At 68.6% G+C, this 15,225-nt stretch carries 17 protein-coding genes; 1 reads left to right on the top strand and 16 read right to left on the bottom strand.

From position 1 onward, the window contains the following. Position 1: 1 nt before the first annotated feature. The 16 genes from HEB94_RS14650 to HEB94_RS14725 form a co-directional block, all read right to left on the bottom strand. Positions 2 to 1,180 carry a Gp37-like protein gene (locus HEB94_RS14650; protein ID WP_192750403.1) on the bottom strand — a complete coding sequence of 393 codons (1,179 nt, stop codon included), beginning with the start codon at positions 1,178 to 1,180 and terminating at the stop codon, positions 2 to 4. Then, on the bottom strand, positions 1,177 to 2,076 hold the full coding sequence (locus HEB94_RS14655; RefSeq protein ID WP_192750404.1) for a phage tail family protein: 900 nt from the start codon (positions 2,074 to 2,076) through the stop codon (positions 1,177 to 1,179). The genes HEB94_RS14650 and HEB94_RS14655 overlap by 4 nt, the downstream gene beginning before the upstream one ends. Then, positions 2,077 to 4,119 (bottom strand): phage tail protein, encoded by a 2,043-nt coding sequence (locus HEB94_RS14660; RefSeq protein WP_192750405.1) that lies wholly within the window; start codon positions 4,117 to 4,119, stop codon positions 2,077 to 2,079. It lies immediately after the preceding gene. Positions 4,120 to 4,475: 356 nt separating this feature from the next. Beyond that, positions 4,476 to 4,742, bottom strand: a complete 267-nt coding sequence (locus tag HEB94_RS14665; RefSeq protein ID WP_192750406.1) for a hypothetical protein — start codon at positions 4,740 to 4,742, stop codon at positions 4,476 to 4,478. A gap of 101 nt (positions 4,743 to 4,843) precedes the next feature. Beyond that, complete coding sequence (locus HEB94_RS14670; RefSeq protein ID WP_192750407.1) at positions 4,844 to 5,395, bottom strand: phage tail tube protein; 552 nt, start codon at positions 5,393 to 5,395, stop codon at positions 4,844 to 4,846. Positions 5,396 to 5,405: 10 nt separating this feature from the next. After that, the gene (locus HEB94_RS14675) at positions 5,406 to 5,801 is read right to left on the bottom strand and encodes a hypothetical protein (protein WP_192750408.1); all 396 of its coding nucleotides are present in this window, start codon (positions 5,799 to 5,801) and stop codon (positions 5,406 to 5,408) included. Further along, positions 5,794 to 6,090, bottom strand: a complete 297-nt coding sequence (locus HEB94_RS14680; protein WP_192750409.1) for a hypothetical protein — start codon at positions 6,088 to 6,090, stop codon at positions 5,794 to 5,796. The genes HEB94_RS14675 and HEB94_RS14680 overlap by 8 nt, the downstream gene beginning before the upstream one ends. After that, positions 6,083 to 6,376 carry a hypothetical protein gene (locus tag HEB94_RS14685; protein WP_192750410.1) on the bottom strand — a complete coding sequence of 98 codons (294 nt, stop codon included), beginning with the start codon at positions 6,374 to 6,376 and terminating at the stop codon, positions 6,083 to 6,085. Before HEB94_RS14685 ends, HEB94_RS14680 begins: the two co-directional genes overlap by 8 nt. After that, a complete protein-coding gene (locus HEB94_RS14690; protein ID WP_192750411.1) occupies positions 6,373 to 6,840 on the bottom strand; it encodes a hypothetical protein in 468 nt (155 codons plus the stop codon). Before HEB94_RS14690 ends, HEB94_RS14685 begins: the two co-directional genes overlap by 4 nt. Positions 6,841 to 6,876: 36 nt before the next feature. Next, positions 6,877 to 7,788: a major capsid protein gene (locus HEB94_RS14695; protein WP_192750412.1), complete on the bottom strand. Its 912-nt coding sequence runs from the start codon at positions 7,786 to 7,788 to the stop codon at positions 6,877 to 6,879. 27 nt (positions 7,789 to 7,815) lie between these two features. After that, positions 7,816 to 8,358 (bottom strand): hypothetical protein, encoded by a 543-nt coding sequence (locus tag HEB94_RS14700; protein ID WP_192750413.1) that lies wholly within the window; start codon positions 8,356 to 8,358, stop codon positions 7,816 to 7,818. A gap of 164 nt (positions 8,359 to 8,522) precedes the next feature. Then, positions 8,523 to 8,843, bottom strand: a complete 321-nt coding sequence (locus HEB94_RS14705; protein ID WP_192750414.1) for a hypothetical protein — start codon at positions 8,841 to 8,843, stop codon at positions 8,523 to 8,525. A gap of 31 nt (positions 8,844 to 8,874) precedes the next feature. Continuing rightward, entirely contained in the window at positions 8,875 to 10,821 is a 1,947-nt protein-coding gene (locus HEB94_RS14710) for a VG15 protein (RefSeq protein WP_192750415.1), read from the bottom strand. A 39-nt stretch (positions 10,822 to 10,860) separates the two neighbouring features. Further along, positions 10,861 to 12,264, bottom strand: a complete 1,404-nt coding sequence (locus tag HEB94_RS14715; protein WP_192750416.1) for a phage portal protein — start codon at positions 12,262 to 12,264, stop codon at positions 10,861 to 10,863. Positions 12,265 to 12,287: 23 nt separating this feature from the next. Next, on the bottom strand, positions 12,288 to 13,916 hold the full coding sequence (locus tag HEB94_RS14720) for a hypothetical protein (protein ID WP_202896349.1): 1,629 nt from the start codon (positions 13,914 to 13,916) through the stop codon (positions 12,288 to 12,290). Next, positions 13,909 to 14,349: a phage terminase small subunit gene (locus HEB94_RS14725; RefSeq protein WP_192750417.1), complete on the bottom strand. Its 441-nt coding sequence runs from the start codon at positions 14,347 to 14,349 to the stop codon at positions 13,909 to 13,911. The genes HEB94_RS14720 and HEB94_RS14725 overlap by 8 nt, the downstream gene beginning before the upstream one ends. 61 nt (positions 14,350 to 14,410) lie before the next feature. Between HEB94_RS14725 and HEB94_RS14730 the strand changes: the two genes are divergently transcribed. Then, on the top strand, positions 14,411 to 15,208 hold the full coding sequence (locus HEB94_RS14730) for a hypothetical protein (protein WP_192750418.1): 798 nt from the start codon (positions 14,411 to 14,413) through the stop codon (positions 15,206 to 15,208). The last annotated feature ends 17 nt before the right edge of the window (positions 15,209 to 15,225 follow it).

Genomic DNA, 15,225 nt, shown 5'->3' on the forward strand with positions numbered 1-15,225 from the left:
GTCACAAGGCCCTTTCGAGGTAGGAGATGCGGCGTTGCAGGGCCGCGACTGTGGAAGCGAGGGGGTCGTCCGTCTGCGCTTGAGTGGTGCCGATCACGGACGTGACCTCTTCGAGGCCGGTTTCGTCGATCTTGACGTCGACTTGGCGAACGAGATCCTCGACAGCGCCGAACGGCGTCGTCACGGCCACCTTGTCGCCGAGGTCGAAGTCGCGACGCCAGCGGACCGTTGGGGTGTCCTGAATCAGCGCGGAGACGGCCGTCTGCTCGCCGGACGCCGCGAGGACCTCGGACGCGGCCTTCAGGTACTCCGCATACCGGGCGTCGGCCGTTTCCGTCGAGTCGACCTGGCGCTGATCGACGAAGACCTCTCGCCGTTCGCCCGCGACGTAGAACTCGACCAGCTCGCGGGCGGCGAGGTCGCCTTGGCCGGCGACGAGTGCCGCCGTTGCCGTAGCGGAGACCGAGCTAACCGAGAGGGTGCGGACGTTCCCCAGCTCGACGCCGAAGCGAGCCGTCCTGGACTTGTCGGCGGGGGCCCGGACGACGAACTCCATCGCCCCGTTGAGGTTGTCGCGGACGTCGAAGACGAGCCCACCGCCCGCAAGAGCCACGGTACGGAGGGCGTCCAGCAGGGGTGTGAAGCGCTCCCGGATCGTGACCTGTGTCCCGGCGCCCGTGGACGTGCCCAGGCGAAGGCCGGCGACGCGGCGGGTAGCCAGGGCGAGCGATCCGGCCTGCCAGTTGACCGTGACCCTGAGGACTTCCTCGGCCTCGTCCGGGCCGTATACGAAGTAGCCGGCCCGGGGGTTGGTAGCGCTGTCGTTCGGCTGATCCGCCCAGGCGACGCTTGGCGTCGGGTAGACGATCCGGTAGCCGAGGCGGCCGAGGTCGGTGTCGCCCGCGAGGGAGTACAGACCCGGCCCCTCGGCCTCATCGCCGGGGTCCGCCGACCATGCGAAGGACCGCTCGTCGAGCATGCCCGAGGCGACGACCTCGCCGTCCCGGAGGAAGATCACGCCCGCGCCTGGGGCCGGCCAGCCCTCCGGGGTTTCCTCGGGCGGGATGCTGAGCGTCCACGAGCCGACCTCGTTTACACGCATGGCCAGGGTTGCCGACCACGAGCGCAGGAAGCCGCCGATCGACCTGTCCGGCATGCGCGCGAGGAGTTGCCAGGTCACGCCGTCTCCAGTCGTGGCCGGTAGGCGAGCCGCACGCTCGAAGGCGTCGGCGAGGACTGCCAGCCCTCCATCTGAACGGCGATATCGACCTCGCCGGGCGGGAGGGTGAACAGCGTCGAGGACGGCCAGCCGAGGTCGCCGATCCGGTTCGCGCCGGTCTGGTCGGTGACGGTGGAAGCCCCGACGTCGACGGTGATCACCTCGCCGCTCGTGACCGCGCCGAACGACCACGAGGGGCCGCCGGGGATGCCCACGCTTACCGAGGTAGCCGGGCCGGTGATGGTCCAGACCGGCGAGGCCGGCGCGTCACCGCGGACGAGGACCGTTTGGGTGCCGAAGGCCGTTTCGGGCGAGACCGTCTCGTACGGGCTCAGATAACTACGCGGGGCCGGGGCCTGGAAGTCGACCGCGACCTCTAGGGCGCCGTACCACCATGGGTCGGTCGCGACGAGCTGGACGACCGCTACGTCATCGGTCACGCCGCGTCCACTGTCGTCGGTCCAGCCGAACCCGTCGAGGTAGACCGCGGAGACCTCGCGCCACGTGCCGTCACGGCGGGCGATCCGAAGAACGCCCGGACGCGGTACGCCGGCCGGCGGGGTCGTCTGTGTAAACGCCTTCGTGAGGTCCCGTCGCAGCGTCAGGAACTCATCCGAGCCGGCGGCCGAGTACAGCATCAGCGGGAGCGTGATGATCCGCTCGCCCGCATACGACCACCTGGCGATCGTGCCGCCGGTCGCGATGCCGCGCCGGGTGATGGTCCGGGGGGCCGCGCCGAGGCCGTCGACGCCCTCGTCGAGGATGACGACGCCGGTCTCCGCGCTGCCGTTCATCAGGTCCCAGGACCGCCCGTCGGGCCCGGTCCAGACCACGCTCGCGAACCAATCGAGAGCCATTTAGCGCGGCCTCCCTACTCGGGTGCGTACCCGAGCCCCGTGAATGACCGGGGCGATCGTCTGCTCGTTGATGTCGAGGTTCCGGCCGTTGAACACGTAGGTGTCGCCGCCCAGGAATCCGCCCGCACGCTTGGCGTCGGCGATCGACAGGCCCCCGGTCGAGGTTTCCGAGAAGGCCGTCAGGGCTGCCGCGGCCTTGTTGACCTTCGGGGCCGCCTGCTGGATGCCGATGGCGAGGCCCTCGCTGATGTTCTGGCCGTAGCCCATCATCACCCGCGACGGCGAGTGAATCTTGAGCGCTCCGGTGATCTTCGACTTGATCCCGTCGACGATCCCGGACACCTTGTCCTCGACGGCGCCGATCATGTCTCCCATGCCGGCGATCAGGCCGCGGATGATGTCCTTACCGGCACTCAGGAGCAGGCTTCCGAGATTGCCGAGCGACTTCTTGACCTTGCCGGGGACTCCGCCGACGAAGCTGACGGCCTCGCCGAACTTTGCCTTCAGGCCGGAGACGAACTGGCCGACCTTGCCCACCGCGCCGACGACGGTCGAGCCGAAGTCGATGACCTTTCCGATGATCTTTACGACCCAGCCGATCACGGTGACGATCGCGCCGACGACGTTCACGAGCAGGAAGCCCGCGAACTTGATCAGCGGCGGGAGCACCTTCCCGAGGATCGCGGCGGCGAGCTTCAGGACGAAGCCCGTGACCTGAACCACGACGGAGATAACCCGCTGTATGGTCGGCTGCCACTCGCGGAACTTGGCGAGCACCTGCTCGAGAGCCGGGAGGACGTTTTTCCGGTAGGTCGCGACGAGGGTGTCGAAGACCGGCTTCAGCCGCTGCGCGATCGCCTGGTAGATGCCCAGGATCGCCGGCAGTAGCGTGCCGACGAAGAACGACGCGAGGCTCGCGATGATGGGCAGGACCTGGCCTTGCAGGATCGACCAGACGCTCTGGAAGATCGGCGCCAGACTCGACCCGATGTACTTCACCAGCGACACGACCGAGGGCAGCAGGCCACCCGTGACGAAGCTCGCGAGCTGGCCGAAGACGTCGCGCAGGGTGCGAGTGGCGCCCCCGATGACTCCGAAGACACCTACCGTCGTCCCCTGGCTGCCGCTGATCGCGGCGACAAAACCGCTCAGTACTGCGCCGGCCGTTTTGAGGGCAGGCCCCAGGATTCCGCCGAGTGCGCCAGCCGCGCTCTGGAGCGAGGGCAGCCACTTGTTGAAGAGGGTGATGGCGCTGGTGACGACCGGGAGTAGCGCGGCGCCGAGCTTCGTCTTCAGGTCCGAAAACTGCGCGGACAAGATTCGCTGCTGGTTAGCCAGACCGCCGGAGGTACGGGCGAAGTCGCCCTGAGCCACCGCGGTTTGCTTCATGATGAGCGCCTGGGCGGCGAGGACCCGTTGCTGAGGCGTGAGAGCGGTCTTCGTGGTTGCGATCAGGCCCATGGCGAGCGCCTGCTGACGAAGCGAGGCGTCGTCGAGGAGCACGCCGTACTGCCGAATAGGCTCGGACTCCCCGCGCAGCGCCGCACCGATCGCCGTGATGGCGTCCTCGGGTGAGGTGTTGTAGAACGACGCCAGGTCGCCGGACAGTCCGGTGAGGCCGGTCGAGAAGCCGGCGAGGTCCTTCCCGGTGAGGCCGGCCGCCTTCCCGAACACGCCGAAGGTCGAGGCGCCGTCGAGGGCCGACTGCTGCGTCTGGCCGAGACTGGTGTTCGCGGTCTTCGCGTAGTTCAGAACTTCGTCCGCGGCGTCGCCGAAAACGACCTTCGTCTTCGAGACGGTCTCGTTCAGGTCGGAGGCGCCCGATACCGAGTCCTTCAGGAAGTTGAAGACCGCCTGTCCCGCGAAAGCTGCGGCGATCGGGCCGGCAAAGCCCTTCGCCATCGTGAGGAGCCCACCGCCGAACGCCTGCCCGCCAGCCTTACCGCTGGCCGCCATCGGGACGGCCGTCTCCTTTGTCAGGGCCGACTGAAAGCCCTTGGCGGACGGGATGATTTGAAGGGTCGCGTAACCGACGTTGGACACGGCGAGGAGCCCTCCTTACTGACTTGGTGAGAGCCGCTCGCGCTGGGCTTTCAGTCGCGCGGCGAGAGAATCGGAGGCCGGCCGGTCCTCCATGCCCTTCGGTCGGGCGGGGTGGGGCTCTCCGGTGAGTGCGTGGTAGACGTCGGCCAGGAGGACGTCGGTGAGCGTCCAGCCGACGGGAACGCGGTTCTGATGCGCCCACGTAGCCGAGCCGGGCGGCAGATTGCTAACGAGGGCATAGAGCCGCCTCGCGGAAAGGCTCCCGCGCCAGAACTCCGCAATGTCGATGCCGTAGAAGCGCTGTAGGTCGGCCTCTACGGCATCGGACTGGTCGCGGAGTAGGACGAGGAGCCCGGCTAGTTTCCCTCCAGGCCCATCGCAGTCTGAAGCGACACGAAGAGATCGTTAAGCGACTGGACCGTGCGCGGCTTCGAGCGGAACTTCGCCCACTGGGAGGCGCCCAGAAGCGCGCGGACGGTGGTCGCGACCTTGCCGTCCTCGTACGCCTCCAAGACGTCGACGTCCCACTCCATCGGCGGGGGAACGACGTAGGAGTCGCCGTCGTACTCGAACGCGACAGACTCGCCGCGTGCCTCGGCCTTCGCGGGGGTGGAGTCAGCCATCGGTGAAAGTCTCCTTGCGGGCGCGGATTGGGCGCGGAAAGGCAGAGGCCCGGGACACGCTCCGCGCTTGGCGTATCCCGGGCCTTTTTAGAGGGGGTAGATCAGGGGGTGAGGGTGCCCTTGAGCTCCGTGTAGAGCGTGCCGTCCGCCTCGGGGTAAAGGACGACGGTGATCGAGTACACGGTGACGTCGGACTCGGTCTCGGTAACGTCGTCGATGCTGTCGACGGTGGCCCGCTTGACGATCCGGCGCTTAACCGTGTCGCCGTCACGGACCTCGAAGCCGATCGCGAACTCGGCAGAGGTGGGGACCCTCACGGCCGAGGTCGTCAGGCTGCTCGCTTCGTCAACGGTCCGGGTAGAGCCGGGGTTGACGATGCCGAAGATGGTGTCGTTGTCCTCCAGGGCGACGAACGTGATCGTCCGCTTGTGCTGGGACTTCGTGCGCTTGACGAGGAGCCCGCCCCAGGCGTACTTCTCGCTCGACTGGTCCTCGCGGGTCTCGGTGAAACCTTCCTCGCCGTCGAGCAGGCCGCCGGCCTTCCAGGCCGTGGCCCATGCGCTCGTGACGTCGGCCGGGCCAGCGGTGCCCACCGGGGCAACGTAGACATCCGCGTTTGCCCACTGCGCGGCGTTGGTGGCGTCTCCCGCCATCAGTAACTCCTCAGTAAATGGTCGGTCGCAGCCGCGCCGCGACTGTGAACGTAGAAAGAGGCGAGCCCGTGGCCGGGTCCGTCGTCGGTATCGGCCCGGTCAGGGGGCCGTACGAGCGGACCTCTGGGCCGCCCTCGTAGGCCAGCAGGACGGCCCGCAGGTGCCGGGCCAGGGCATAGCCGCTCGCGTCGTCCACGCCCCATACGGCGAGCCGGAGGGAGACCGTCTCGGTGACCGGGTAGCGGACGGTCGAGCTGTCGACCGCGACCGCGACGTAAGGCGCGGCCGGGGCCGTGGGGTACTCCTCGGGCGCCTTCGTGCCGAAGGTCGCCGAGGCGACCCGGGCGCGCAGGACGCCCAGCGTCGCGAGGATCGCGTCCGGGAAGTCAACGATCGGCCTAGCCACGCTCGCGGACCTCCAGGCCCGCAGCGCCGGCAGCCCGGGTGAGCGTGCCGTGCTTCGCCTGCATGCCGAGCCCGCCCGGGTGCGCGAGCGTCACAGCAGCCGCAGCGCGGTCGGTCGTGTAGCTCGCGACCCGCACCTCGCCACGGGCGGCATAGCGCTGCCACTCCGGCGACGAGCTGGCGTTGCCGGCGACGGTCCCCGCGAGGTCGTCGAGGGCGGCGCGTACTTCGCCGCTCCGGAGGACCTCGGCGATGCCGGCGTGATCGAGCCGGACCTTCGCACTAGCCACTGGTGACCTCCAGCCGCGCGAGGCCGACCGTCACGAGAACGGCCGCCCGCATGGAGCGGACGAGGTTCGGCTCGCCCTCGACTGCGTAGGTGACGCCGTTTACACGCACTCGGTCGCCGAGCTGGACGTCCGCGTCGGGCGGTAGGAGGAGCTGGTCCCGCCGGACCTGGAAGCCCCGGACCGTCGAGGTCGAGGGGGACTCCCAGGAGGCGCCAGGATTGCCGTAGGCGTCGGTTCCCGAGGCCCGGAGGATGGTTACCTCATCGGGCAGGTTCCGGAGGCTCACAGCGACCACCGCCACGGGTCGGGGTGGTCCCACTCCTCGCGGGGGACGGGCCTTCGTGTGCGGTCGTACGCGGGTAGGACGCGGACCGTCGTGAGCCCGCCTGTACCTGCGCCCCGCGCGGCGAGCTGGACGACCCGAATCTCGTCAGCCGTGAGGTAGACGCCGGTCTCGCCCTGGGCGTACTGGTAGGAGTACGAGCCGCCCAGGTTCTCGCCCTGGTAGCCGTCCGGGTTGCGGTAGGACCGGAGGGCGGCGCGCACGACGACCGCTACGACCGGATCGGGCGCCGTGATGGTCACGCCGTCGACGGCGACCCAATCGCAGCCGGCCTCGTTTCGGACGAGCGCCGAGGCGTCGGCCAGGTCCGCCTCCGCCCGCGCGAGGTCAGCGCCAGCGAGCGACCCGACGTCAACGCCGAGCCGGACTTCGAGCGCCGAGACCGGCGCGAGCGAAGGCAGAGCCATGGTCAGAACTCCTCGTGTGTAGACTCACGCCCTAGATCAGGCGGTCGTGCTGGTCAGCACGCGGACCGCCGGGACAACGGTCGCCCCGGTGCCCTGCTCGACCATGTTCATCGCCTGGCAGCCGATGAACGTCGACACGACGCTCCGGTCGGCCAGGAGCGAGGAGTCGTAGTCGCGGATGTACCGCATCGCGAATCCGTCGCCGGACGCGCTCTGACCGAAGGACACACCCTCGGGCACGCGCGGGGCCCGGATCGCCAGCGTGAAGGCGTCGCGGTGGTAGGCGACGATCTCGTCGTGCGCGAGCCGGTTGGACTCGATGATCGTGAAGCCGTGGACCTTGCCGACCTCAGCGTTACGGAGGGCATCCGTCGAGCCGCTCTGGTCGTAGCCCTTCAGGGCGCCGGAGTTGAGCAGGTCGGCGTAAACGCCGGTGCCCACCGCCGCCGTCAGGTTCGTCGCCGGGACCTTGCGGTCACGGAGGATCTGACGAAGCGTCACGAACTGCGCAGTCGGGTTGGTTGCACTGTACGAGCCGGCGACAGCCACGGCGCTCTCGGCGAGGGCCTGGAAGGCCGCGACGACGGTGTCCTCGACCTCCTCGGCAACCGCGGTCACCTGAGGCGCGAGCACCTGGCGGCCGAAGTCCTCCAGGTTCAGGGACAGGTCCTCGTCGGTCAGGTCGACCGCCGAGTAGATCATGTCCGTCATGGTCACCGCGACGGTGCTTTCCGAGATGCTGTCAGTCTGGATCGCGGTACCGGCCCCGATGCTCCGCTTCCGGGCGTTCAGGGTCGCCGGCTTCCGGACGTTGACCACGGTGCCCCGGCCGCCGCCGAAGCCGGCCTCGTAGTCGCGGTTGACGGTCCGGGCAAGCACGAGGTCGCCCCGGACGAGCGCGAGGGCCACGCTGGCGACCTGCGCGGGGGTGTAGAAGGTGTTAGCCATGGTTAGGCGTGGGTCCTTTCAGGAGGATCAGTAGCGGGCGCGAATGCGCTCCGCGATGGCGTGCGGGTCGAGGTCGCCAGGGTCGGCGTCGCTTCCGTTGCCGGGAACGAGCTTCGGCTTCGGCTTGCCGGGAAGCTCCGGAGTCTTTCCGGCCGTCCCGAGCTTTTCGGCGAGGAGCTTTGCCTTCGCCTGGATCTCTTCCTCGTTGGCGCCGGACAGGAAGCCGAGCAGCTCGTCCGGGACGCCGTGCTCTCGGGCGGCCTTCGCCACCGTGAGAGCTGTTCGGTGCTCGGCGGCCTCGCGCTCGGCCTTCTCGGCCCGCTCGATGATCCGCTGAAGCTCCGTTTTCTCCGCGTCTTCCTTCTCGCCGAGCCGCTTCTGAAGGTCCCCGAGGGTCTCCTTCAGCTTCGCGTTGTCGCCGCGCAAGTTGTCGACGAGCCGCGCCGCGCGGTCGGGGTTGAAGTCGCCTTCCCACTTCGGGGCACTGCCCTCAGCGGTCGGGGTCTCGGTCGCGGGTGCCTCAGCGGCGCCCTGCGGGGCCTCTGGGGCGTCGGTAACGCCTTCCGCCATGTTCTACGTCCTCCTGGGTACGCGAAAGGCCCTGGAACCTGTCCAGGGCCTTGGGGAAGTGGGCAAAGCAAAGGCCCTCACCGCCTATGCGATGAGGGCCTGCGTGTAAACGCCTCCGGCGGAGCCCTGTGGCCGGTCGTCCGGCCGCCGGATTGCCTCGGGGTCTAGCCCTGGAGGCCGTCTAGGGGTGCTGTTACGGGGTCTTCGTGCTGGACGGAGGCGAGGATCTCTCGCCACACCTCGTCCAGGGAGCGACCCTGGGCGGCGCCGGCCCGGAGGGCATCCTCGACGATGCGCCGGACGATGCCGGCATCGGTGTAGGGGGGCGCGGTGGCGTCCCAGCCAACCGCGTCGCCCTGGCGGGTCAGGTGGCCGACGATCTCGCGCCCTACGCGGACGGTGACGATCTCGCCCTCGCCTGTGTAGGAGTGCCGGGGGTATCTCGGTGGGGCGTAGGTCAGGGCTAGCGGCTGTTTCTCGATCATGGTTCTCACTTCCCGAGATTCATGATACTACTCACGCACGCGAAGCGCGAGGCATGGTCGGGTGGCCTTTGAGGCTCGCCGGGTCGACGCCCGCGGGAATGACCTCGGCCTCGATGTGCCAGGTCCTGCCGACCTTGTAGACGGCGTGAATGAAGAGGTCCGTCGAACGTTGGAGGAGGACCTCCCGCTCGCCTGTGAAGTTGGAGAAGTAGTCGACGTAGGCGCCGTTGTGACCCTGAGGAACCCGGACGAGGATCTGCACCGGGCTGTGTGAGAACGCGGCCGTGGTGCCGATCGACGTACTCATGTAGCCGTGCTGGGTCTGGACCGTCCCGATCAGCTCGCGGGGGTCCGGGGGCGGGATGTGCGCCGTACGGAGCCCACCGTCGAACTCGAACTCGTCGAAGGCGGTCCCACGTCGGACGTAGGTGTCCTCGGGGAACGGGCTCCGGTCGATGCCGGCGTCCGCGTCGCGCGTCAGGTCCTCCCAGCCCTTCGGCAGGGCAGTGCCGTCGGCCTCTGCCCGCAGGGCGTCGTTCCAGGCTCGGTAGGAGCCGCCCGTGTAGGTCTTCAGCGCGCGCTTGGCGGCGTCGTTCTTGTCGAACCGGTGGAAGGTCTTCCCCGCCCAGTCGAGCGCCGCGCGGTCGGAGGTGAAGTCGAGGGCGCCGTCCATGCCCTTGAGCTGGACGGAGATCCCGTTGACCTCTCGCCACTCGGCGAGGTACCTCGTGTAGCGGGTGGAGTTGTTCTTGTAGGACCGCAGCGCCTTCTTGTACGCCGTCTCGTCCGCCGGGGTGAAGCCTTCGCTCGCCTTCAGGGCCGCCTTCGCCTCGGACTCGAGAGCGTCGTCGATGTACCGGTTCGCCTTCAGGTAGTCCAGGGCGCCCAGGTCGCCGTGCTCGATGACGCGCTCGACGTAGGAGTAGTTGAAGCTCTGGGAGAGCTTCTTCCCGGTGCCGAGGGCGTCGTAGCGGGCGTTGACCTTGCCGAGCCAGTCGTCGAGGGCCTTTTGCTTCGCGGTCTTCGGGGCGGTGGGGGACTTTGGCGCGGTGGGCGCCGGCTTGCCCTTCCACTTCTTGACCTTCGCGGCTTCCTTCGCCGCCGCCTTGGCCGCCAGCTCCTCGGCCGCCTTCGCCGCTGCCGCGGCTTCCTCGGCTGCCTTCTTCGCGATGGCCTCGGCCGTCTTTACGACGTGCTGGCCGTAGGCCGCCGTGCGGACCTGGGCAGGGCTCGCCATCGGCCAGCGCTCAGAGTGGGCGCGGTTGAACGCCGCCCGGGCCTCCTTGCCGCTGAGGCCGACCGTCGACTCGTCCCAGACGGCGCGGAACTCCGTCGCCTGGGCGGTCCAGCCGGTGTCGCCCTCGAAAACCGGGACGGCCTCACAGTGGCAGTGGTCGTGTGTCCGAAACGAGCTGGAGCCCGACGACTTGTACGCCGGGCCGCGCCCGATCAGCATGGCGCAGAAAGAGCAGGGGTTGCCGCCGGAGCGCCGGGCCCAGCCGGTCGCGAGAGAGTCGCTCTGGACGGCCTTACGGATCGTGTCCCGGCCGCCGTCCTCGACGTGCCGGGTCACCGCGCCGAGCGTCATCTGCAGCGCCTGGACGAGGGCGTCCGTCGGCGAGATCCCGCCGGCAATCTTCGCCTTCGCCGCGACCGGGCCCGTGACCGCGAGGGACGTGTCCAGCGCTACTGGGTTCACGTCCTCGGCCAGGCCGACCGACTCCAGGGGCGGAGCGGTCGTCTCCATCGCGCGCAACGCCTGATAGAACGACGCGGCGAGGCCGGAGGACTTTGCCCGGTGCCCGTTGACGATGGTCGCAGCGACCTTCGCGTACGCCCGGTAGGACTTGTCGAGGTCCTTCGGGTCGAGGAGTCCCTGAAAGGCAGCCGTGACCGAGAGGAGGGCCTGGTCGGTGTTCGCCTTCTGAGCGAGGCGGTGCGCCTCGGCCAGGGCCAAGCCCTCCTTCGTCGCGGGCATGCTCACGCCTCCGGTGGACTAGGGCGCGGGCGCCTGGGATTACGGGTTAGGCGAGTCAGGCGCGGGTGCTGGAGCCGGCGCCGGAGCAAAGCTCGACGCGGTAGTCGTCGCCTCTGCGTTCGCCGTGAGGGCGTTCGCGAGTGCCGTCAGGCCGTCGCCCCTCTGGGCCATCTCCCGCCAGCGTGTGACGTCGCCATCGGTCACGCCCGGGATGCGATCCCACAGGCCCTCAACGGGCACCATGAGCATCTGCGCCATCTTCCCGAGCGCGTCCACCGTGCTCGCCAGAGCGCGGGCTTCAGACTCGCGCCAGCGGACCTCCGACTCCTCGTCAGAGGCGCCGTCAATGTCGCCGTCCGCCAGCGACGCGAGCCGGAAGACTTGCTCCCAAGATTCGCCGAAGTTCGTCTCGAACTCGCCGCCCTTACGGGTCGTTGTGGCCTCGACAGACGCGAGAGCGTCCGCCGCGAGGTTCACGAGGTCGCCGAGGAAGACGAGCGGGGAGATCTGAGAGATGGACGCCAGCGTTTTCACGGCCGACTGATACGTCGTCAGGTGCCCGCTAACGTCGGTTTGCGGGAAGTCCCCAAACCGAGCCTCGGGGTTATCCGAGACCCAGAGCCGGTCGACCGCGGCCTCAAAGGGCTCGATCGGAAGGCCGGTCTCGTCGTCGACCGGGATGGCAAGGCCAGTCGCCCAACGCTGACGGAAGCTCGCATACTGAAGAGCAATCATCAGAGTGAAGACCGACTCGTTGATCCGGTCCTGGATGTTGATTACCGGCGCGATGATCCCGCGGGCCTCGCCGTCGAGCCGGTCGCGGAAGCGGACGAGCGGAACATGCGGAAGGTTGTGTACCTCCTCGCCGATGTACTCCAGCTCGCCCGAGCCCGGCCGATTCTCGGCGACCAGGTGCACCGATCCGCCCTCAAGGAGCTGATACAACGTCGCGCCGTCGATACGCCGGCCCTTGAAAATAAGGGCGTGCACCGGCCACTCGTCGTCGTCGTCCTCGTAGAAGGCGAGCGTCCGCAGCGGCGAGATCGGTCGGATCAACGGGTCGGGCTCGCCCGGGAGGACGAGCACATAAGAGGCCCCGTACTCCAGGGCGCCACGGTGGGCGATGCTCTGCCGGGCGTCAAGCTTGTTTGCCTGCCAGTACCGCCACGCCTGAGAGTTGTCACTCGCGGTCGAGGCCCGGTAGCCGTCCACCCAAAGCATCTTCGAGAAGGTGTCCGAGATCAGCGGGAGCCAGTTTGTGATGGACCGCTCGGCGAGGATTCTGTACTCTCGCTTTGCCTTCTTCGGCATGTACGGCAGGTCATGCTGGCCCCGGAGGTACCGCCGGATACGCCCGTGGTGATGGTTAGGGTCGAGCATGGCGCGGTGCTGGGGAATCAGCTCTTCGGCTAGCTTCAGCACGGCGTCGGGGGTCAGAGCCATGCGACCTCCCTGGTCGTGTCGTGTTAGAAGCCGACGAGCCGCCCGACGCGGCCTCGACGTTTGCTGAGTACGTTCTCGGCGAGGACTCGTGTCCGTGCCATGCGCGCGAGGACGAGCGCCGCCAGGGCGTCGACCTTCTTCGTGGATTCGCGCGTCTCTTTGCCGAAGCTCACGCCCCAGCGGTTGGGCCGGCGGCGAGCGTTCAGGACGTGACGCCGTAGCCGGGCGTCGCCGTCGTGGGGGGCCTCGTGGTCGACGATGGCCCGGTTCAGCGCCTCGACCGCTCGCACCGTGTCGGCGGCGTGGGCGCGCATGTCCCAGGCGACCGCATGACGGGTCGTGGCCTTCACGAGGAGCTTCTCGGCGTACTCGTCACGCCAGGCGTCGACGTCGGTCTCCCAGTACGCGACGTCGGAGAAGAACGCGACGACATCGAAGCGTGTAAACGCATTGCCGACGTAGCCACGGACGACGCTCTTGTCGACCTCCCAGCCGACGCCGGCAGGGCCCGAGGGCTTCTCCCACAGGCCCAGCAGGAACGGGGCGCCGTCGCTCACGCGGACCGCGACGAGGGCCGATGAGTCGTCGGTGAGCGAGCCGTCGAAGCCGAGGGTCACGGTCTCGCCGTCCGCCAGCGGGGCGAGGTTCGGGTCTTCGTTCGCGTCCCACTCGGCCGGCGCGACCCAGGAGTCAGCCGCGGCGACGATCTGGTTCAGGTAGAACCGCCGCGACTCCTCCGGGGGCGTCGAGGGGTCGTAGACCTCGGAGCGGATGCGCTCCAGGTCGACCCAGGTCGCATCGCCGTAGGACGCGCGGAGCCCTTCGAGGAGCAGCTCGGGGTCGGCCAGGTCGACGAAGCCGGGGGCCTCGCGGGAGTCGTAGAGGAGGCCGGCCTCGCGGGCTCGCCCCTCGGCGATCGCGAGGTGGTCCTGATAGCTGGACTCCGCGACGCTTTCCTCGCTCGGGGCGTGGGCGTTGGTCGTCTCGATCGAGCGGGCCGAGCCGTCGCGGGACTTCGCGAGGTTGCGTCGGATGACCCGGGCGAGCTTCCAGCCGCCGTTGCTCTCGGTCCAGTGATGGGTTTCGTCCATCACAGCGAAGCTCGGGCGGGCGCCCTCCTGGGTCGAGGAGGACGCCGTGATCGGGAGGAGCCGGCCCCCACCAGGGGCGAAGATGCGCGTGAGGCCGACGTCGAGGCCGTACTCGTCGGTCGCCGGGGCGCCTTCGAGCATGCTCAGGACGACGGTCATCGTGTTCTGGGTCTGGGTCTCCGAGACGCCCGCGAGGTTGACCCAGGGCATCGGGTGAGGGATGCCGAGGGGCTCTCCGGCCGCGTCCCAGCCGCCGAAGCGGACCGGGCCGCACAGCTCTGCTAGACACAGGGCGCCCAGGAACGGCGACTTGCCCCAGCCCTTCGAGCGCCGGAGAACCGCGCGTCTATACACGAACCTGCCGCGGTCGTCGACGGCGTAGAACCACAGGACGAAGTTGATCTGTTCGGGCGTGAGCCGGAACGGGCTCCCGGCCTCGTCGCCGTCGGGCTGTCGGAGCATGCCCTCGACCCAGCCGATGACCTGCCAGCCGAGCGTGCGGACGGAGCCGTCCAGCGGGAACGACGCGAGGGAGACGACAGCCTTTACGGCGCTAATCACTGCCCGACCGGAGACGGGCCGCGAGGTCCGCTCGGGCGTCGACGAGGCTCACGACCGGGGCGTCGTCGCCGTCCTCGGCCTCGATGTGCATACGGGCCCTCATGCGGTCGACGAACGTCGCGCCGAGGCGCTCCTCGTTCATCCGGATCTCAGACAGGGCCGCCGCGGAGGGCTTCCGGGAGTAGGACTCGACGATCGCGGCCAGCAGGCCGAGGCGTGCCCAGTCGGTCGCCTCGAAGACCTGGGCCTGAGGAGCGCGCCGCCAGGTGTCGAACCAACGGATGACGGTCTCGCTCCAGTCCTCCCGGCCGGTCAGATCGAAGAGGCTCGGGCCGCGGACCTCACCGTCGCGGGTGAGGCTCGTCGAGTCGTGCGTCGGGGCGTTACGCCTCCGGCGGGTCTCCTTCTGGGTGTGCATTGTGCCGCGTGCCATGATCGGCCCTCCTCTCTCGGCGACTGGGGTCGAGCGCGCTCGACCGTGAGAAGATGCGCGCGTGCGTAACTGGGGGGAACACGTGAAGGCATGGGTCACGCCGGGACGCGGGAAGGCGCTCGCGGTCGCCGTCGTCGCCGCTGGGTTAGCGGTCGCTCTCGCTCGCTACGCGGGCGGACCTAAGCTCTTCCTCGACTATGTGAAGGTCCTCGTCTGGCCTCTCACGCTGGCCATAAGCGCGTGGTGGCTTCGAGACGTCCTTCGAGACAAGCTTCGTCAGCTCTACGAAGTGGCGTTTCCCGGTGGGGCCGCTGCGAAGTTTCGCGAGGCCGAGCGCGTGGACGCCGAGGCTTCGTCCGAAACAGCTCCAGCTGCCCACCTTTTGCTCCAGACGAAACACCTTCCTGAGGCGGAATCCCGCGCGGGGGACGCCGGCCCGGAGCAAGTCAACGGGCACCCGGCGGCTGAAGCCCAGGACGAGCTGGCGAGACAAGCTAGGGAACGCGAGCAGCGTAAGGCTTTCGAGAAGACCTTCAGGGAAGGCGCCGACTGGGGCTGGAAGATGTCCCAGATTGGCTTCAAGACCGCCCCAGTGCCGCACATCGTGTGGAGCGGGAACACGCCTCATATCACACACGAGGTGGGCTCTCGTCCCCGTCAAAGCGTTCGTGCCCTTGTGGCAGAGATCCAGGCGATAGAGGATCGGCTGAACCAAGGACAAAGCTTTCTGGTGGGAGACCCATACGAGGAGTTGGCGCGCCTCCGTGCCCAACTTCGAGCGCTCGAACCCCTCCACCCTCTCGGTTTGGAGGCCCTGATTCGGGACCCTCGGTTGGGAGGTAGTCCCCGGAATTCGTGAGAAGATGCGCACTGTGA

This window comes from Actinopolymorpha pittospori, assembly GCF_014873875.1.
Taxonomy (GTDB): domain Bacteria; phylum Actinomycetota; class Actinomycetes; order Propionibacteriales; family Actinopolymorphaceae; genus Actinopolymorpha; species Actinopolymorpha pittospori.